Below are 19,272 nucleotides of genomic sequence, written 5' to 3'. Positions count from 1 at the left end.
TTTATTGGGTTAACCTAATAATTTGTCTTCTAACTGTTCGACTTCGTGATTCAGTTTATCAATAAACTTCAGCTTTCGTACACTTTGAGCGGCTTCTTGCCAAATTTCACTCTCTAATTGCTGCTGCAATAGCCCTAATTGCTCTTTACGCATAACTGATACGTTCTCAGCAAAATCAAACAATGCACTTTCAGGATCAGATCTTGATGGCAACGATTCTAACTCCTCACGAAGCTCCATCTGTTGCATCAAAAACACAGGATCTTGCATTGTGGTTTGCTCACCACGAATATCATGACCTTGCTCTGATAGCATATACTCTGCACGAGTGACGGGGTTTTTAAGCGTTTGATAAGCATCGTTGATTTGCGCTGCTTTTTGAATAGAAAGCAAACGGTCACGCTCAGAAGCGGTCGCAAAGTTATCAGGATGAAAACGCTTTTGTAATTCTCGGAATTGAAGAGAAAGAAGGCTACCATCCAGTTGAAACTGGTTTGGTAGCCCAAATAATTCAAAATAGTTCATAGTTAACGTGATGCTCTATACGTTGAAACTTTCACCACATCCACATTCACTTTTTACGTTTGGATTGTTGAACTTGAATCCTTCATTTAGACCTTCTTTTGCAAAGTCTAATTCTGTGCCATCCATATAAGCTAAGCTTTTAGGATCAATGATGATCTTTACACCAAACTCTTCAAACACTTGGTCTTCTTCATTTAGTTCATCAACAAATTCAAGAATATATGCCATACCAGAGCAACCAGAGGTTCTTACGCCTAAACGTAAACCAATGCCTTTTCCTCGGCTTTCAAGAAATGTTTGTACACGGTTTGCCGCAGATTCGGTTACTGAGATGGCCATACTACAACCTTTACTATATTTGTTTTGTGGTCATGGAGGTCATTAGCAAATAATGACTTAATTTAATAATAAAGCGCCGTATTTGTACCTATAAGTACAAATTGACGCTTTATAAAACAACTGTAATCTTAGTGCTTGTTACGGTAATCAGATACCGCCGCTTTAATCGCATCTTCCGCTAAGATTGAACAGTGAACTTTTACAGGTGGAAGTTCAAGTTCTTCTGCAATTTCAGCATTTTTAAGTGCTGCAGCTTCGTCAAGAGTTTTACCCTTGACCCACTCAGTAACCAGTGAGCTTGACGCGATTGCTGAACCACAACCATATGTTTTGAATTTTGCATCTTCAATGATGCCTTCAGGAGACACTTTGATTTGCAACTTCATTACGTCACCACAAGCAGGAGCACCAACCATACCGCTACCTACTGACGGATCATCTTTTTCAAATGAACCTACGTTACGTGGATTTTCGTAGTGATCGATTACTTTTTCGCTATAAGCCATGATAAATACCTCTAAATTCTGGAACGTCCGTGTTAGTGGTGTGCCCACTCAACCGTGTTTAAGTCGATGCCTTCTTTGTACATATCCCATAATGGAGACATATCACGCAGTTTGTTTACTGCTTGGCTGATTTGTGCAATAGCGTGATCAATTTCTTCTTCTGTCGTGTAACGACCAAATGAGAAACGAATCGAGCTGTGTGCTAATTCATCATTTAAACCTAACGCACGTAATACATACGATGGCTCAAGGCTTGCTGATGTACACGCTGAACCTGAAGAAACCGCTAAGTCTTTCAGTGCCATTAACAGTGATTCACCTTCAACAAACTCGAAACTGATATTTAAGTTATGTGGTACACGCTGGTCTAAATCACCATTAATGTGTACCGCTTCCATATCTTTAACGCCATCAAGCAGACGATCGCGCATCGCTAAACAATGGTCATAATCTTTTTGCATATCTTCTTTTGCGATACGGAATGCTTCACCCATACCAACAATTTGATGCGTTGCTAATGTACCAGAACGGAAACCACGTTCATGACCACCACCATGCATTTGCGCTTCTAAACGAATGCGTGGTTTACGACGTACGTATAATGCACCAATACCTTTAGGACCATATACTTTATGTGCTGACAGTGAGATTAAATCCACTTTCATTTCTTGTACATCAAGAGGGATTTTACCCGCTGATTGCGCCGCATCAACATGGAAAATAATCTTACGTGAACGACACAGTTCACCAATCGCAGTGATGTCTTGAATCACACCGATTTCATTGTTTACATGCATGATAGAAACAAGCACGGTATCTTCACGCATCGCAGCTTCTAATTTTGCTAAATCAACAATACCGTTTGATTCTGGCTCAAGGTAAGTCACCTCATAACCTTCACGCTCAAGCTGACGGCATGGATCAAGAACCGCTTTATGCTCTGTCTTACAAGTAATGACATGTTTGCCTTTCTTGTTATAGAAATGCGCAGCGCCTTTAATTGCAAGGTTATCTGATTCTGTAGCGCCAGATGTAAATACGATCTCACGTGGATCGGCATTCAATAAAGCCGCAATATTATCACGAGCTGTATCTACCGCTTCTTCAGCCTGCCAGCCGTAACGGTGTGAACGTGATGCTGGGTTACCAAAGCATCCATCCATTGTCATATGTTGAACCATTTTATTCGCTACACGCTCATCAACAGGACACGTAGCCGAATAATCAAAGTAAATTGGCAGTTTCATTTTCATCTCCGATAATACAGACGTTTGACCGTCAAAGGCGGACATTAACACCCACAGAATTTGTTAATTTTGAACTCGTTACTAGCCCATGATTTAAGGCTGCATCGATGTTTTGTCTATCTGATACTTGTTGAACTTCATTATCGATCATGAGTTCACCAAGTGTTATTCCATCTAAAAAGCTACTGATGCGTGAGCTTAAGTCACGCCATAGTGTATGCGTTAAACAACGCGTCCCACCTTGACAGCCTTCTTTACCATGGCATTTAGTTGCATCAACCGATTCATCAACTGCTGAAATAACCATTCCAACCGCAATTTCTTCAGGTTTTAATCCTAAGCGATAGCCACCGCCTGGACCTCTTACGCTGGCAACTAAACCGGCTTTACGTAATCGAGAGAATAACTGCTCAAGGTAAGATAATGAAATCCCTTGTCGCTCCGAGATATCTGCAAGTGGCACAGGCCCTTCTTGCGCATGCAGTGCAACGTCTAGCATTGCTGTTACTGCATATCTTCCTTTCGAAGTTAATTTCATACGTCACCTCATATCCACACTATTCGTATGGAATGAGTCTCCCATACCTGACTGTTTTGGTCAAGTATTTATCCGACTATTTTAGTCAAGTATTATCATTTGCTTATATTTTCGTCTTTTATGCTTCTTTCTACCGCGGTTAAGATCCCACGTAAGGTACGCAATTCATGCGTTTCAGGTCGGCAACGGTTAAACATTCGACGCATTTTATTCATCACCTGACCCGGATGTGCCTTATTAATAAAGTCGGTATCCGTCATCACTTTTTCAAGATGCTCATAAAATAATTCTAGTTCGAAGTTTAAAGGGTATTCCGATTCTTGTGATTCACCTTTGTAAGCCTGGCTATCGAGCCAAGCCACGCGAGCTTCATAACTGATAGTTTGAACAGCCATTGCTAAATTTAATGAACTGTATTCAGGATTCGCTGGAATGCACACATGGAAATGACATTTCTGTAGCTCTTCGTTAGTCAGCCCTACTCTTTCTCGGCCAAAAATAAAGGCAATTGGGTGCGATGGCGCTTCCTCAATAGCTTTTACACCAGCTTCTCTTGGTTCAAGCATTGGCCACTCAAGCGTTCTTGAACGCGCACTTGAACCAATCACTAAACCGCAATCAGAAATCGCTTCATCTAATGTATTAACTATGCGTGCGTTATTCGCAATATCACTTGCGCCTGCTGCTAATGCAATAGCTTGGCCGTCAACTTCACATTCAGGAGCCACTAATACCATATTAGTTAAGCCCATCACTTTCATTGCACGAGCTGCTGAACCAATGTTTCCTGAGTGACTAGTGCCAACAAGGACAATACGAATTTTATCTAACATGTTATTTTTCCATCTGATGAAAAGAGCCGCCGGATACTACCATAAAGCAATCTACCTTGCTTCTTTATATGTCCGAGATTTTTAACCTTAACTCGCTTTTTTTATAATAAAGACACCAACTGAACAAAAAATAAACGCTTCCTTTTAATAATTAGTTTGTGTATACTCGCGGCCGATTTCTGTTCTTTAACATCTTTTGGGATATAACTATGCATCCAATGCTAAATATTGCTATACGTACTGCGCGTAAAGCCGGTGACTTTGTTGCTAAATCTTTTGAGCAAGCTGACAAAATTGAAACAACAAAAAAAGGCAATAACGAGTTTATTACGAACATCGAAAACGATGCTCAATATATGCTTGTTGATATGATCAAGAAATCTTACCCTGATCACAGCATCATTTCTGAAGAGTCTGGCCTAATCGAAGGCAAAGACGCTGACGTTCAATGGATCATTGACCCATTAGATGGCACGACTAACTTCGTAAAAGGTATTCCACACTTCTCTATCTCTATGGCAGTTCGCATTAAAGGCCGTACAGAAGTGGCTTGTGTATACGATCCAATCCGTAATGAATTATTCACTGCTCAACGTGGTGCTGGTGCTCAACGCAACAACCAACGTATTCGTGTTAAAGAATTAAAAGACATGAACGAGACAATTCTTGCAACGGGTCTTCCTTACCGTCAAAAACAACACGTTGAAAGCTACTCAAAAGTACTAGGCGCGATGTTTGTTGAATGTTCTGATATCCGTAGCTCTGGCTGTCCTTCTCTAGATTTATGTTACCTAGCGGCAGCTCGCATTGACGGTTTCTTCGCTCTTGGCCTTAAGCCTTGGGAGATGGCTGCAGCAGATCTAATCGCTCGTGAATCTGGCGTTATCTGTACTGACTTCTCTGGCAACACTGAATACATGAAGACTGGCGGCCTAGTTGCTGGTAGCCCACGTGTTGTTAAGTCTATGCTTAAGAAAATCCGTGAAAACGGCAGCGAAGCAATGGCTAAATAATCTTAATTGATTATCAAGATTTGAATTAAAAATCTTAATTAAAAAAAGGGAAGTGAGTTTATCTCACTTCCCTTTTTTATTGCCTCTAACGTAATTATACCAATCACAGTAAGTAAGTGATCAGAAATAACGCAGGAAAAATGCTTGAGAACAAGGCGGCACTTTTCAATAAATAGTTTCGATAAGTAGTTATTCTACAATCAAAAATTTCAACGTAGTTATCAAGTATTTTAACCAGTTAGGATGATCAGTTATTTACTACGATTGGTATTAACTATAACTCTATATCCCAACCAAACTCGGCCATTAATCTCTGCCACGTTTCATCAACGTTTGCTTTTATTACTATATTTTCACTAGTAATTGGATGAGTAAAACTCAGCTCTGATGCATGTAATAACAAACGGTGGCTATCCAAATTCTCTTTGAACAATCGATTATGCTTGCCATCACCATGACTCGTGTCACCTACGATAGGATGACGTAAATGAGCCATATGACGACGAAGCTGATGCTTTCTCCCCGTATGAGGCTTAAGCTCCATTAAACAATAACGGCTGGTTGGAAATTTACCCGTTGAATAAGGCAGATCTACTTTAGCTAATGGTTTGTATTCCGTTATAGCTTCCTTCGCTTCCACTTCTTTTGAGGCTTTTTTATCGGCAATTTTATCCAACTCTTTTTTAAGAGGATAATCAAGCGTATCTGCTTCTTCTATCCAGCCACGAACAATCGCATGATAGGTTTTCTTTATTTCTCGGCTTGCAAAAAGCGGAGATACTTGTGCCGCAATCTCACTTGATAAAGCAAAGAATAATATTCCTGATGTTGGTCTATCTAAACGATGCAACGGAAAGACATGCTGACCAATCTGATCGCGTAATGTCTGCATCGCAAATACCGTTTCATGTTTATCCAGCCACGAACGGTGTACTAACATTCCTGCAGGTTTATTAATCGCAATTAAATGTTCATCACGATACACAATTTCAAGCTCTATTGGCTCGACATGTTCTTCTAATAATTCGCCATTCACTGCGATATTTTCTTCTGTATTCACTTCATTTACCTAATGCATCAATGGCATGACATAAGCGTACAATCTCGTTATACCCTTCTATCTCTTTTAATGCTTCTTCAATATAAGGCGCAATTGAGAATCCTTTTGGTGTTGGTTGTCCATTCTCAATTAGATAATTCATTTTAGGGATAAAAATCCACTGTAACCACTCTGATGCAGACAAAGTATCAATAGCAAATGGTTCAGTACTTAATAAATCGGCTATGGATGGTGACGTAAGTTGCCAATGCCCATAATGCTCTAATTGCTGAGCTAACCGCTCTAATAATGTTGATAATTCTAACGATGTCGTCATATCCGATAAAACTCGCACTCTCTGATACTTTTAATGACAAAGGATACCATCTTATCAAGGCTTGGGTATAATCACGACATTACCCATAGAATAAGACATATCATGGATCAGATTTATACGCTTAGCCAACTTATACAACAATCAAATTGTGAATACACGATTTATGACTTAGGTCGTCGTGTTCAACCTATATCAAATAAACAATTTGAATCTATAGAAGCTGCGCAGCAACCTTATCCTTTTCCGCTACAGCGTCATGCTCATTTAGCTATTGCTTATTGGAATGAGGCTAAACAACCTTGGATTTGGTTTTTAAAACTTCCTTTAGATGAGCGAAGCTTACTGCAGCAAGCAGATATCGGTAATTTCATTAAATACGTCATCGAAGCGATTGGGGTTTCACTAAGTGGCGATTTAAACGAAGAGCAACAACAAAAACTGTCAAATAACCCTTATACATTCAAACCAAAAGACGACAAAATGGCGATGTTTCATAGTGTATTACGCACTGAATTATCACAGCCAATGAGTCAGTATTATGAACATGCTAAAACCTACCTTTCCGGTAATAATGGTTGGGATAACTGGCAATTTGTGGGAATGCAAGGGTTAGCTGATGTATGTGCCAATGTAGATAAAGACAATAACAGTACCGCACTGCGCAAAGCACTGTCTCATTTACCGACAACGGTTTTATACGCTACATTAGGCTGCTTAGAACACATTAATTTACCTGAAAAATTAGCACAAAAGCAATTAGAGATAATCCAAGATCTATGTAATAACAAAGAATCTGATCTGTTTCTACTATCTGCACATATTCGTGCGCTTTCTGGTGCAGATAAAAATACCTTAACTGAAGCACTGACTTTGATTTTATCTAGTGAACGCTTGAGCCACCCTGAAGTGCTCGTCGCCATTGCTGGTCGTTGCTGGAGTGGATTAGAGGAGCTGTCTATTGCTAATCTTTTCTTATTGCGATTAGCTCAAACAGGTGACCAACAACTGTTTAATCAATTGTTTGCTGACTTAGTAATGCAACCGAAGCTTCGTATGTGCATGCTTCAGATCCTTCATGGAGAAGCGGACCCTAAACTTGCAGACGCTTTATTAAAATTACAACAAACCACGAAGAGTTAAGATATGGATAATCTACTTGCGATATTGGCATTAACGCTTTTCTGTTTTCTTTTTTGGCAACAAAGAAGACAATCAGAATACGCGCATCAAGCCATTCAGCATTACTGTAAAAAAATGGAATTGCAGCTACTAAGTGTCGCAAGAGGATCGTATGGATTTCGCTTACCAAGTGGTAAGAAACAGTTATATACCATGTATGAATTTGAATTTTCTTCTATTGGTGATGATCACTACACAGGCAAATTGATCATGGTAGGCTTTAAGGCTGCAAAGTTTAATTTACCTCCTTATCGAATGGCTGAGGAATATTAACGAAAACTGAGCAGGCCCTCAGTATTGCAGCCTGCTCAATTCCCCCCTTATTTTAAAATATCGGTATTCTTACCACCACGCTTCCCACATAGCACCAACAGCAAAGGTATCTTGTTTACCCGTTTCTCCACGAGTTAAATCCACTTCGGTGTTCGAATCTCCAACCGTTGCATAAAATCTCAGCATTGGGCGTGCACCAGAGTCCATATCGAAACTAATATTTTGAGATAACGTCACTTTCCAAGCATCGTTTTGTCCGCTTTGGTTATCAAAATCAACCAATGAATAACCTGCCTCTAACCATGTAGAATGAATATTGTTCCATGCATAAGTAGGACGCACAATGGCACTGTAGTTAGCTCGGTCATCTTGACTCGCATTTTTATCTTCTAATGATTGATAACCAACTAGATATTCAATATTAGTTTGATTGCTCATTACTAACTTACCTTCTAACTGCATTAACAACGTCGATAAGTCTTCTGTTTTATTAAAAATATTGTTATCAACGTTATTACCATAGCGAGTCACAAACTTATTACTCATCATTCCAACACTATGGTTTAACTCAAGCGCCAGTTGGTACGAGTCAATATCATCGACATAACACTGTTTAGCTGTTCCTGCCCCTATACATGTTTCAGTGTCTTTATCTGTCTCTGTATATTTAGAGGAAAAACCATAGTTAGCATAGAAAGAAAGATCTAATGCGTCCGTTAAATTAATTCCATGTAATTTAGATGTAATTGCATAATTACCACTGTCACCAGTGCCACCACCATCAACGACTTGTGCTACCGCAGCCATATCAAATTTCACATTACCAAATTCAAGGTTTTTAATACCTGCACCTTGAGAATCATTCATCATCCAGAAATAATCGTTCAAGCCCGTTTGTGGTCGGTTATGGAAATCTCGACCAGCCCAAATATAGGCATTAGGTTGAGATTCAAAGACATTCGTCGCCCCCGCATAGAATTTCTTCAAACCAACCTCATCACCCCAATGCTCTAACATAACAACAACATCCCAAATAGTGCCATTATCAGAGACGAATCCTTTCGCAAACTGAAACTCACCGCCATTGCCTTCATTACCTAAACGACCAGCAGCATTACCAATCAATTGGCCATCGGCAGATACATACTTTTCAACATCATCTGAAAAATGAAAGCCATAACGAGCATATCCAGAAAAAACAATCCCATCAGGAATATCAGTTTGAGGAGAAATAACGAGTGGTTGTTGATCATCTAATTGGATATTATCCAGTGGATCTGTTTCCGCAAAAATAGAAAATGAAGATAGAGTCGCCGTAACAGCCAGAGCAACAGGTAATAATTTCATTATAATTCCTTAAAATAGTAAAACAGCAAATTAAATTACTCACGAATATTATCGAATTATATTTACGACTTACTCATGAACTAATTAAATTATTCACCTTTATATTGCACTCATTCAATAATTATAAGCATTAAATATTAAGCTGATCACGCACGTTTTATATTTATATATATTTTATTTTTAGGTTTTAAATGAGTTTATTTTAAATATGTAAAATTAAAAGCATCAAATTATTGATGCTTTTTAAAATGATAAATTATTTAATTATATTTTTTGTAGACTCACGAATGATTAAATTACCTTTTAAGATCTCAGTGGTTGCTTTCACTTCTTTATCAGAAATTAATCTTAATGCTTTATCCATTGCTAACTGTGTGATTTTTTGAATTGGAATATTAATCGTTGTTAATGCTGGAGATAAAAATGCAGAGATCTCATCATTATCTATTCCAACAATTGAAATATCCTCAGGAACACGAATATTTAACTCTTTTAATGCTTTAATTGCCCCTAAAGCTAAATGATCATTAAAACAAAAAATAGCAGTAATATCTTGCGAGCGCTTAAGTAACTCTTTACACGCTTGATACCCATCTTCTAACTTACCATCTTTTATAATAGTTAAGTTATCATCGTAAGTAATACCATGCTTTTCGAGCGTTTCTTTCGCACCTTTCAAACGAATTTGACCGGTACTTGAACCCATATTAAGAGTGATAATTGCAATATTTTTATGCCCTGATTCAACAAGATGCTCAATAGCCATTTGGCTTGCATCATATTGGTCAAAAGCCACTGCATGCCCTAACCCATCAGGTAGCGTTCGATTAATAACAACAAGTGGGATAGGCAATTTTTTCTGAATTTCGCAATAATCATCAGCCGTCATAGTACGACTATAAATTAAAATAGCATCGCATTTTCTTGCGACTAATGAATTAATGGCTTCAATTTCAGTTTCAAGTTGGTTATGACCATCAGTGACGATTAATTGCTTTCCCGATTCTTCTGCAATTCTTGTCGCTTCTTTGAGTAAAATACCAAAATAATAACCATCAAAGAACGACACAATAAGACCAATACTATTCGAACTATTTGTTGCCAATGCTTGAGCCACTAGACTCGGTTTATAGTTCAATGTTTCCATTGCATCAAAAATCAGTTTTTTTGTTTCTTCTTTTACTGGCCCTTTCCCATTCATTACTCGAGAAACGGTTGCTTTAGAAACACCAGCAAGCTTACATACGTCATTGATTGTTGCCATTGTTCCCTCAAAAATAGGTATTTGAAATTAGCGTAATAATAGCTAAGTTATTACGCTAAATACACGTTATTATTTATTCTGCAATGCGCGATGGATCTCAATTAATTCTTGAATCATCTCTTTTGCAAGCATTGAGGTCATAATGTGGTCTTGGGCATGCACCATAATTAAATTAACCGGTACTTTTCCTTCTCCCTCATCCATACCGATAAGTTGTGTTTGTACGTCATGTGCTCTTTTTGAAGCCTCTGCCGACTGCTTTAAAAGATCATCAACTTTATCCCACTCACCGGTTTTAGCCGCTCGTAATGCTTCCATTGCGCATGACTTAGATTCACCCGCATTAATAATAAGTTCCATTACTGTGGTTTCTAACTCTTCACCAACTAACATAGTATCTATTCCTATTTAAATTTATTTTGCATTATTAAAAAGTGATATACTGCACCGATTAAACCACTGTCATTATTGAAAGTACTTTTTTCAATCGAAACTAACTCTTTAACATTAAAATCATTAATTGAACCTTGGCTTTTAATTATTTGATTAAATTTATCTTCAATATTAAAGATTAAATCTTCTCGACTACTAATTGCTCCGCCAATAATTATTTTCTCTGGATTTAAAATAAACGTAAGATTATATAAACCGATAGCAATATTATTATAAAAGTCATCAATTACTTTTATTGCAACTTTATCACCTGTTGATGCGAGATCAAAAACATCCTTTCCTGATATATTATCAATACTATTAATGTTTTTTAAATTAGAATAACGACGTCTTAGCCCCTCTCTGACTGAGGCAGTAAAACTCATACTTGCTGTTGCTTTATCTTCAATATCAAATACATTTTTCGTAAACATATAACCAAATTCTCCCGCCATAAACCCATGACCTCGAACCATTTGATTATTGATATAAATAGCGCCACCAATTCCTGTGCCTATCGTAATACAGATAAAATTCTCAACATTCTTCGCTTTACCACGCCATTTTTCAGCCAATGCCACGCAGTTAACATCATTCTCTAGCTCAACTGGTAATGATAATCTCTTAGTTAATTCATTTTTAAACTGAAAACCGTAGAAATCATCAATTGCTCCACCCGTTTTTAAATACCCTGTATTGACATCAACAAATCCAGGAAGAGAGAAAGCCGCACCATCAAACGTATACTTTTTTGACCACTGATCTTTTATATCGACAAGAGTGGCAATGATTTTTTCTCCGCAAGTTTCAGTGGTTACCTTACCTTGCTCAAGAACTTGTCCTTGCTCATTTAACACGCCAAACTTTATGTCTGTACCACCAATATCAAATGAAATATACGTTACCATAATACGAGCCTCTCCCTTTATTTTCGTTAAATGTTTTCACCACGGGTAGCGATAACGTCTTTAAACCAATGGAACGACGCTTTTTTCTTTCGCTCTAATCCATTTTGATGATCGACATAAATAAAACCATATTGTTTTTTATAGCCATTTAACCAGCTCAATAAATCAATCGCAGACCAAGCGTAATACCCTTTTATATGAACACCTCGACGAACGGCTTCTTTTACTGCGCTTAAATGATCTTTTATGAAGTTGATACGTGGGATATCACACACTTCACCATCAATAATCGGGTCTTCATCTCCCAAACCATTTTCCGTAATGTACAGTTTGATCTGACCATAGTGCTCTTTGATCATTTCAAGCCCAGCAACAAAACCTTCTGGTGAAATTTCCCAATCCCATTTTGTGTATTTTTTATCGTCCATTTTTACAGTGCGGTACACATTATCGTAGCTTGGATTACCCGGTGAACCCGTTGAGTTTTCACGAGTAATCGTTCGAGACGCCACACTACCTTCAATTTTTTCAACACGTTGTGGTTGATAGTAATTCAGCCCCATAAAGTCATTCAAAGGCGCCGCTTCAAAAATAGTTTGTAGCTCTTCATCTGTCCAATCAGGTAAGTTGCCTTCTTCTTGTAGTTGTTTAACTACGTATTCAGGGTATTTACCAAGCAGAATAGGATCATAGAACCAGTTCATACTAAATTGATTGGCATGCATTGCAGCAAAATGACTCGCCTCTGAATCATCCACTCCAAACGCTGGGCTAAATACATGACTCAAACCAATTTCACCAAATTGATTTAATTTTTTATATTCAATAACCGCTTTAGCATGCGCATAAAATACATTGTGTGTCGCCTGGAAGTACTTCTTAGAATCATTTTGGATCCCCGGTGGATGTGCGCCAGCCATATAGCCTAGTGCACAGAACACTACGGTTTCATTAAAGGTAATGAAATGCTTAACACGGTCACCGAATTCGTTAAAACATAACTTTGCAAATTCAACATACGCATCGCAGGTGGCTTTATTTAACCATGAACCTTCTTTTTCTAACGTAAGAGGTAAATCCCAGTGATATAAAGTAACAAAAGGAACAATGCCATATTTCAAACATTCATCAATGACATTATTGTAAAAATCGATGCCTTTTTGATTAATCTCACCCGTGCCATTTGGGAAAATACGAGCCCAAGAGATTGAAAAACGATAAGATTCCAATCCCATTTCAGCCATTAATGCGATGTCTTCTTTATAGCGATTATAGTGGTCAATAGCGACATCACCATTAGTACCTTCGAACGTTTTTCCTGGAATTTTAGTAAACTCATCCCAGTTTGTTGGGCCTTTTCCATCTTGATCCCATGCGCCTTCTATTTGGTAAGAAGCGGTCGCTGCGCCTAATAAAAAATCATTTGCAAATTTCATCTCGAATCCCTACTTTACTGCTGCTAATAAATCAGTAGCCAACTGATGTTTGTTTTGGCCTAAGTTAACCCAGGCCTAGAATGTGATTAACCTAAAAGCACCAATGCATCTTTAAGGATTTTATCTCCCTTCATCATGCCGTAATCCATCATATCGATGACTTCAACTTTCTTATTAACTTCATCAGCCAGTTTTTGAAGTTCATCTTTTTTGAAACGAATTTGCGGTCCTAATAAAAACAAATCGTATTCTGCTAAATAGTCTTGAATCGTTTCAACGCCATGTGCTTCGATATGAATATCTAGTCCTTGTTGAGCTGCTGATTCACGCATTTTTTTTACAACCATTGATGTAGACATGCCCGCTGCGCATAGTAGTAAAATCTTTTTCATAATAACCTCGATAATAATCTAATAAATTTCAATTAAGCTGTTGCTGTCGTTGTTACAGATTCTGTTTCTGGCGCTGCTGATTTTGCTTCTTCTTGCGCCGTTAATTTGTCTAAATACTTAAAGAATGGGAAGTAAACGCATAGTGTCATACAGAAAACTGCAATCTGTAGTACTGCGGCACTCCAACCTCCTACAATAAATCCACTCAATACTATTGGTGTTGTCCATGGCACTTGAACTGCTGTGAATGGTCCAACAAATCCCATATTAATTGAGGTATAAACCATAATTGCAGATAGAACTGGAGCGGTTACAAATGGGATAAACATGATTGGGTTAAAGATAATTGGTGTAGCAAAAATTACAGGTTCATTGATATTGAAAATACCTGGGATAAAAGAAAGGCGGCCAAGTTGTTTAAACTGAATAGAACGGGCAAATAGCACCATACAGCACACTAAGCCAAACGTTAAACCTGAACCACCAACGGTAATAAATTGGTCAACAAATTGGTTTGTTACTATCTTTCCATTCTCACCAGCAATCAGAACTTCACCAGCATTTACTATCGATTGGTTATGAAGTGCATTGGCAGTAACGATTGGTCCCATAATACCCATAACAATGACTGGACCATGGACACCACACCACCAAAGCAGAGAAATAAGTAGAGCAATGCCGACAGCCCCAAAGAAAGAATCAGACATGCTTTGTAGCGGCGTTTGAATAATATGGTAGATAGTTTCAATAAAGGTTCTTTCAAATACAACTTCAAAGAAAATATAGGTTAAGAAAGCAAGTGTAATAATGATGAAACCCGGAATAAGCGATTTAAAGGCATTAGAAACCCCTTCAGGCACACTGTCAGGTAACTTGATGACCCAATTACGATTAAAGGCCATTGAATAAATCATGCCAACAACTAGACCAATTACGATAGCTGCAATCATACCTTTACCGCCAAGGAAGGCTTTTGGTATCACACCGCCTATATGCGTAACACCATCAGGTGCTACAACAAAAGCGTTCATTACTATAAGAAGAGAAACAATGGCTAACACCCCCGCATTTACGCCATTGTGTCCTTCGTACTTTACGTAAGTATACGCAATACCGAAAGCACCAATTAATGCCAAAATATCAAACGTTGCACCTACTACTTGAAATAATGGTGTTGACCATTCTGTACCAAAAATACCTGCCATAAATTGGTCATACCCATCAATAGGAACAAAAGCCAGTAATAAAAATACTGAACCAATGATGGTCAATGGCATGGTTAACATGAAGCCTTCTTTAATAGCTACAATTGGTTTTGAGTTAACTACCTTTAAAAGCTTAGGAAGGATTTTATTTACCTTCTCCATTATTGTGCTTTGCATCGTTGCCGCTTGCGTACTCATTTTTCACCCCTGAATTGAATTTTAAACATGCGAAATCATAAACTGAAAGTAATGTAACCGGTTTCAGTAACCGGTTACATTGCATATTTGAGCAAATATGATTCAACTCACGAATATTAATAATTTACAGGTTAAAAATGTGATCTCGATGATTTGATGTTTTTTTATACGAGAGGGCTTGCTTGAAATAATACAAATCTAACGAATAGAGAGTACGATAATTCTTCGTATTTGGGATGGAAGCTTATACCAATCTACATAAGTATTTGATCATTCTTGCTTGTTAAAATCGATTATATCAGCGTTATAAATTTTGTAATTAGATCCACTAGTTACTGTAATTTATGCCTTGCTATAATCGATTTTTCCTACGCAATTATCTGAACAACTACTTATCCAGAATGGTATTAGATAGTTGAGGTAAAAAAGAAAAACCCCATTAAACTCTCGTCTAATGGGGTCATAACTCTACTCGCAGCAGTCCGGCTACTTATGGTGCTCCGTGTATCAAATCCTTGATAGTATGCTGAAATCCGTCAACTTATCCTTTCATCGCTATCCTAGCGGTGTCCTTTACATCATCCTGATGTTTATCCTTCCTCTATCCTAGAGGTATCCATTGTCTTTCCTTAGTAGTAACCATCCTAGCTACTATTGAATCCATTCAATGTCCAATTTTGCTTTCCATGCCGATTACTCATCCTAAGTAACCGAGTGCCTTATCCTAAAGCATACCAAATCCTTGGCGAGTTCCTGTTCCGTGTCAGCATCCTTCCGACACCAATAAGATTACGCTTTTGACTTTTTTGAACAATGGTCTAGCAGCACTTTTTTTATCTGTTTCTCATTACAATATGCAAAGAAAATATCAATTACCAATAAAAACATAAGCTTAAATAAATAAAAGGACATATTTACGATAAAGAAAACGATATTTCTCATCCTTTAAGTGAGAGATCTCGCACACTCTCATTCCCATTTTTCTATTCACCTTTAAGATCCACTATTTAAATAGAGAGATCTAGATCACGTATTTATTCTTATAGTAGAAGTGTACATCTTTAGTTATTATGGACTCAGATGAAATATAGGACGTCACAATGAAAAACGTAACGGATGAACTGCAAAAGATATTGCAAGATTTAACTGATGAAGGAAAAAAGCCGACAACGGCTCTTGTTCGCTCACGATTGACTACTCAAGTACCAATGCCAGCCATTATTACTGCAGTTAAATCTTTTAAATCCACTTCAAGCATTCCTAAGATTGAAGTCAAAGACACCCCATTAACAGCAGATGAACGTATTGCTCAACTTGAACTTCAAGTAAAAGAGTTATCACAACGTTTAGCCGCTCTGGAGAATAAATAATGCAAATTTGGGTAGATGCTGATGCATGTCCAAAAGTCGTCAAAGAAGTACTTTGTCGCGCCGCTACACGTACTGGTATTCAACTGACTTTTGTTGCTAACCATTACATCCCTGTACCAACTGCTTTAAATATTAAATCAATCCAAGTTGAATCGGGTTTTGATGTGGCTGATGATGAAATTGTAAGACGCTCGGAAGCAGGTGACTTGGTGATCAGTGGTGATATTCCCCTGGCAGCAGAGTTAATCGCTAAGAAAGTGCAAGTATTAAACCCTCGTGGTGAGCTTTATACAGAAGCAACTATTAAAGCACGATTGAACATTCGTGACTTTATGGAGACCATGCGTGCCAGTGGCATTCAAACTGGTGGTCCTGCTGCTCTATCGCAAACCGACCGACGTGAATTTGCCAATCAACTAGATCGCATTCTTGCTAAATTTAAAAAATAAATCGATAAAAAATAGAAAGTTAAAATAAAAAATGGGAGCTCATTGTGAGCTCCCATTAGTTTATCTATATCCAAGTTAATTCATAATCAGTCTTTAAAATCCCAAGACAGATTACTGACCAATCGACATTCATCGCATTTAAAATCAAAGACTTCATGGATAGGCTCTGCTAACGCCCAATCACCATCACATACTGGACATTTACGCGCTTGCTCTTTTTCTTTACTTTCACCAGCAACACGATAAATATATAAATAAGTTGGGATGCCACTAACCACAGCCATGCGACGACACAGATCCCAACCACGCTTAAATAAATGACTTTTACTTGAACTTATCTCATGTAAAGACGGATGCTCAACAACAGACCCATTCATTTGCAATTGATCACAAGCACTCCAATCTTCCTGCCATTTAATAAACTGTTTTTGATCGCCATTAGCAACAGCAGGTAAACGATAAAGAGGGATTGGCTGAAATGTCTCACCATGACGGATCGGGGAACAAGTATGTAAGTGGCTGGTATAAAGAATTTGCCAACTTACTTTTTCACTCTCATCACTCGGATCAGAATTCATATCTTGACCAACAATCTTAACTTTAGGTTGCAACAACCCAAATTCACTTAATTGTTTAAATGCCAGTTTTACTTGTGGACTATGATTATCAGGATGGAGTGAATCTTCTTCAGGGCAAACCACTCGAGCAACAAAGTTTGTTCCTTTCATAACAACGGGCAACTCACGACCAATCACTTGTCCATTATAACGCAGACAATCTAAACAATAATTGATGGCCTTTTCTACTGCCGCCATAGAGGTATCGCAATAGACTTCAAAATCTAATTCAGTTACAAACATTAACGCTTCTTTCCTAACATCTTGGGGATTTTATCGATTTACTTAAATCAGTTTACTCAACGACAGGTTCTAGTTTTTCTAAAAACTCAACCATCGTTGCTGCCAATACGGTTCTCTTTTTCGTTCCTACCGTATCTAGAATAATCTCACCCGTTTGATTGCAAATAGAGATCACTTCCATTTCATCATCGGTGACGGCAATAAATAATGTTGGGACTAATTTTAATCGGCGTTGCATCACAAGGTGACCTAGCATATTGCCTTGTAAGCGCTCTAAATCTTCATCACTCCATACTTGAAGTAATTCAATATTTATATCACCAAATTTAGCCATCATATCAGCACTGAATTGGGCACCATAAAAGGCATGAAAATCATCATGCAGATCAAGCTCAATACCTTGTTCGATATTAACTAAGCGAATACTTTCATCACGATTAACAGGCTGCCATGACACTTCTAAATCACGAGTTTCATCAATACAAGGAGAAGCTAATCCCACTAATTCTTCGTTCATCGGAAGGCTATTATGTTTTGATTTCCATGCTTCGACATAACGTTGACTAAAGTTAGCAAGCGCTTGCTCTACCGAAAGTGGCATTCGATTCTCCTAATAATGTAAAAATTAAAGTAAACTAAGCGATATTAAATGAATAATGATGATTTACTCCGTTATTCTTATTCTAATCTACTTTTGGCATTTTCAATATGACTAAATACACCAACGCTGATGAGCTAAAATCTCTGACTCTTGGCCAAAAAACCGAATACAAACACAACTATGAACCTGAATTATTGCAAGCCGTTCCTCGTAGTTTAAACCGAGATGATCTTGATTTAGGTAATGAGCTGCCATTTCAGGGTTGTGACGTATGGACGCTTTATGAACTATCTTGGCTAAACCAAAACGGTTTACCTCAAGTAGCGGTTGGTGATGTCACTCTGCCCGCAACCAGCCCTAACCTTGTTGAGTCAAAGTCGTTTAAGCTGTATTTAAATAGCTTTAATCAAACTAAATTTGCATCATGGGATGACGTTACAAGCACCTTAATTAAAGACTTAAGTGCCTGTGCCGGCGGTGAGGTAAAGGTTGAGATCCATCCCGTTCAAGCTTACTCTCAACAGCCTATTGTTGATATGACTGGTGAATGTATAGATAACCAAGATATCGTTATTGATAACTATGAATTTGATGCTGAATATTTAGAATCAAGTACATCTGATGACGTTGTAGAAGAAACACTGCATAGTCATTTATTGAAGTCTAACTGTTTAATCACCAATCAACCGGATTGGGGCAGTGTTGAGATCAGTTATACCGGAAATAAAATAGACCGTGAAAAACTGCTTCGTTATTTGATTTCGTTCCGTCAGCATAACGAGTTCCATGAACAATGTGTTGAGCGTATCTATACTGATATCATGAAATTCTGTAAGCCAAATTCGTTAACGGTATTTGCCCGTTATACTCGTCGTGGCGGTTTGGATATTAACCCATTCCGTAGTTCGCATTTAGAAAAACCAGAGCACAACCTCCGTTTAGCTCGTCAATAAAAAAGCATTCAATTTTGTCTACTAAGTC

23 protein-coding genes are annotated in these 19,272 nt (G+C 38.0%); 6 read left to right on the top strand and 17 right to left on the bottom strand.

Features of this window, described 5'->3' with window-relative positions:
* Positions 1-9: 9 nt before the first annotated feature.
* The 6 genes from hscB to trmJ form a co-directional block, all read right to left on the bottom strand.
* A complete protein-coding gene (gene hscB, locus PVK70_RS07510; protein WP_130047259.1) occupies positions 10-525 on the bottom strand; it encodes a co-chaperone HscB in 516 nt (171 codons plus the stop codon).
* Positions 526-540: 15 nt separating this feature from the next.
* Complete coding sequence (gene iscA, locus PVK70_RS07505) at positions 541-864, bottom strand: iron-sulfur cluster assembly protein IscA (RefSeq protein ID WP_130046420.1); 324 nt, start codon at positions 862-864, stop codon at positions 541-543.
* Positions 865-992: 128 nt separating this feature from the next.
* Positions 993-1,370 (bottom strand): Fe-S cluster assembly scaffold IscU, encoded by a 378-nt coding sequence (gene iscU / locus PVK70_RS07500; RefSeq protein ID WP_045101377.1) that lies wholly within the window; start codon positions 1,368-1,370, stop codon positions 993-995.
* A 32-nt stretch (positions 1,371-1,402) separates the two neighbouring features.
* Entirely contained in the window at positions 1,403-2,617 is a 1,215-nt protein-coding gene (locus PVK70_RS07495) for an IscS subfamily cysteine desulfurase (protein WP_130046419.1), read from the bottom strand.
* A gap of 31 nt (positions 2,618-2,648) precedes the next feature.
* Positions 2,649-3,155, bottom strand: coding sequence for a Fe-S cluster assembly transcriptional regulator IscR (iscR, locus tag PVK70_RS07490; protein WP_130047260.1), 507 nt, complete (start codon positions 3,153-3,155; stop codon positions 2,649-2,651).
* Positions 3,156-3,250: 95 nt separating this feature from the next.
* Positions 3,251-3,988, bottom strand: a complete 738-nt coding sequence (gene trmJ / locus PVK70_RS07485; protein ID WP_130046417.1) for a tRNA (cytosine(32)/uridine(32)-2'-O)-methyltransferase TrmJ — start codon at positions 3,986-3,988, stop codon at positions 3,251-3,253.
* A 209-nt stretch (positions 3,989-4,197) separates the two neighbouring features.
* Here trmJ and suhB point away from each other — a divergent pair, with 209 nt between their 5' ends.
* On the top strand, positions 4,198-5,001 hold the full coding sequence (gene suhB, locus PVK70_RS07480) for an inositol-1-monophosphatase (protein ID WP_130047261.1): 804 nt from the start codon (positions 4,198-4,200) through the stop codon (positions 4,999-5,001).
* Positions 5,002-5,275: 274 nt separating this feature from the next.
* Here the strand turns inward: suhB and truC are convergent, their stop codons facing one another.
* Both truC and PVK70_RS07470 read right to left on the bottom strand, forming a co-directional pair.
* Positions 5,276-6,061, bottom strand: a complete 786-nt coding sequence (truC, locus tag PVK70_RS07475) for a tRNA pseudouridine(65) synthase TruC (RefSeq protein WP_130047262.1) — start codon at positions 6,059-6,061, stop codon at positions 5,276-5,278.
* Position 6,062: 1 nt separating this feature from the next.
* Positions 6,063-6,377 carry a YqcC family protein gene (locus PVK70_RS07470; protein WP_130047263.1) on the bottom strand — a complete coding sequence of 105 codons (315 nt, stop codon included), beginning with the start codon at positions 6,375-6,377 and terminating at the stop codon, positions 6,063-6,065.
* A 102-nt stretch (positions 6,378-6,479) separates the two neighbouring features.
* Here PVK70_RS07470 and PVK70_RS07465 point away from each other — a divergent pair, with 102 nt between their 5' ends.
* Both PVK70_RS07465 and PVK70_RS07460 read left to right on the top strand, forming a co-directional pair.
* Positions 6,480-7,517 carry a DUF3549 family protein gene (locus tag PVK70_RS07465; protein WP_130047264.1) on the top strand — a complete coding sequence of 346 codons (1,038 nt, stop codon included), beginning with the start codon at positions 6,480-6,482 and terminating at the stop codon, positions 7,515-7,517.
* A 3-nt stretch (positions 7,518-7,520) separates the two neighbouring features.
* The gene (locus PVK70_RS07460; RefSeq protein ID WP_130046412.1) at positions 7,521-7,829 is read left to right on the top strand and encodes a DUF3301 domain-containing protein; all 309 of its coding nucleotides are present in this window, start codon (positions 7,521-7,523) and stop codon (positions 7,827-7,829) included.
* Positions 7,830-7,898: 69 nt separating this feature from the next.
* On the opposite strand, the gene PVK70_RS07455 is transcribed toward PVK70_RS07460, so the two are convergent.
* The 7 genes from PVK70_RS07455 to PVK70_RS07425 form a co-directional block, all read right to left on the bottom strand.
* Positions 7,899-9,176 (bottom strand): carbohydrate porin, encoded by a 1,278-nt coding sequence (locus tag PVK70_RS07455; protein WP_130047265.1) that lies wholly within the window; start codon positions 9,174-9,176, stop codon positions 7,899-7,901.
* 256 nt (positions 9,177-9,432) lie between these two features.
* Entirely contained in the window at positions 9,433-10,440 is a 1,008-nt protein-coding gene (locus PVK70_RS07450) for a LacI family DNA-binding transcriptional regulator (RefSeq protein WP_130047266.1), read from the bottom strand.
* Between the two features lie 69 nt (positions 10,441-10,509).
* Positions 10,510-10,833 (bottom strand): PTS lactose/cellobiose transporter subunit IIA, encoded by a 324-nt coding sequence (locus tag PVK70_RS07445; RefSeq protein ID WP_130047267.1) that lies wholly within the window; start codon positions 10,831-10,833, stop codon positions 10,510-10,512.
* A gap of 11 nt (positions 10,834-10,844) precedes the next feature.
* Positions 10,845-11,780 (bottom strand): ROK family protein, encoded by a 936-nt coding sequence (locus PVK70_RS07440; RefSeq protein WP_130047268.1) that lies wholly within the window; start codon positions 11,778-11,780, stop codon positions 10,845-10,847.
* Between the two features lie 26 nt (positions 11,781-11,806).
* Positions 11,807-13,216, bottom strand: a complete 1,410-nt coding sequence (locus PVK70_RS07435) for a glycoside hydrolase family 1 protein (RefSeq protein ID WP_130047269.1) — start codon at positions 13,214-13,216, stop codon at positions 11,807-11,809.
* A gap of 86 nt (positions 13,217-13,302) precedes the next feature.
* Positions 13,303-13,608 (bottom strand): PTS sugar transporter subunit IIB, encoded by a 306-nt coding sequence (locus tag PVK70_RS07430; RefSeq protein ID WP_130047270.1) that lies wholly within the window; start codon positions 13,606-13,608, stop codon positions 13,303-13,305.
* 32 nt (positions 13,609-13,640) lie between these two features.
* A complete protein-coding gene (locus PVK70_RS07425) occupies positions 13,641-15,011 on the bottom strand; it encodes a PTS sugar transporter subunit IIC (RefSeq protein WP_130047271.1) in 1,371 nt (456 codons plus the stop codon).
* Positions 15,012-16,111: 1,100 nt separating this feature from the next.
* Here PVK70_RS07425 and PVK70_RS07420 point away from each other — a divergent pair.
* Together PVK70_RS07420 and PVK70_RS07415 are read left to right on the top strand one after the other, a co-directional pair.
* Positions 16,112-16,381 carry a hypothetical protein gene (locus PVK70_RS07420; protein ID WP_130046411.1) on the top strand — a complete coding sequence of 90 codons (270 nt, stop codon included), beginning with the start codon at positions 16,112-16,114 and terminating at the stop codon, positions 16,379-16,381.
* Positions 16,381-16,830 (top strand): YaiI/YqxD family protein, encoded by a 450-nt coding sequence (locus PVK70_RS07415; RefSeq protein WP_130046410.1) that lies wholly within the window; start codon positions 16,381-16,383, stop codon positions 16,828-16,830. Before PVK70_RS07420 ends, PVK70_RS07415 begins: the two co-directional genes overlap by 1 nt.
* Positions 16,831-16,916: 86 nt before the next feature.
* Here the strand turns inward: PVK70_RS07415 and PVK70_RS07410 are convergent, their stop codons facing one another.
* Positions 16,917-17,690 carry a Zn-ribbon-containing protein gene (locus tag PVK70_RS07410; protein ID WP_130046287.1) on the bottom strand — a complete coding sequence of 258 codons (774 nt, stop codon included), beginning with the start codon at positions 17,688-17,690 and terminating at the stop codon, positions 16,917-16,919.
* Between the two features lie 52 nt (positions 17,691-17,742).
* Positions 17,743-18,291: a SecY-interacting protein gene (syd, locus tag PVK70_RS07405; RefSeq protein ID WP_130046288.1), complete on the bottom strand. Its 549-nt coding sequence runs from the start codon at positions 18,289-18,291 to the stop codon at positions 17,743-17,745.
* Positions 18,292-18,398: 107 nt separating this feature from the next.
* On the opposite strand from syd, the gene queF reads away from it, so the two are divergent.
* Positions 18,399-19,244 carry an NADPH-dependent 7-cyano-7-deazaguanine reductase QueF gene (gene queF, locus PVK70_RS07400; RefSeq protein ID WP_130047272.1) on the top strand — a complete coding sequence of 282 codons (846 nt, stop codon included), beginning with the start codon at positions 18,399-18,401 and terminating at the stop codon, positions 19,242-19,244.
* Positions 19,245-19,272 lie beyond the last annotated feature (28 nt).

Origin of the sequence: Aliivibrio sp. A6 (assembly GCF_028765505.1) — a bacterium.
GTDB classification, from domain to species: Bacteria; Pseudomonadota; Gammaproteobacteria; order Enterobacterales; family Vibrionaceae; genus Aliivibrio; species Aliivibrio finisterrensis_A.
This window is presented reverse-complemented; position numbering and strand designations above follow the sequence as displayed.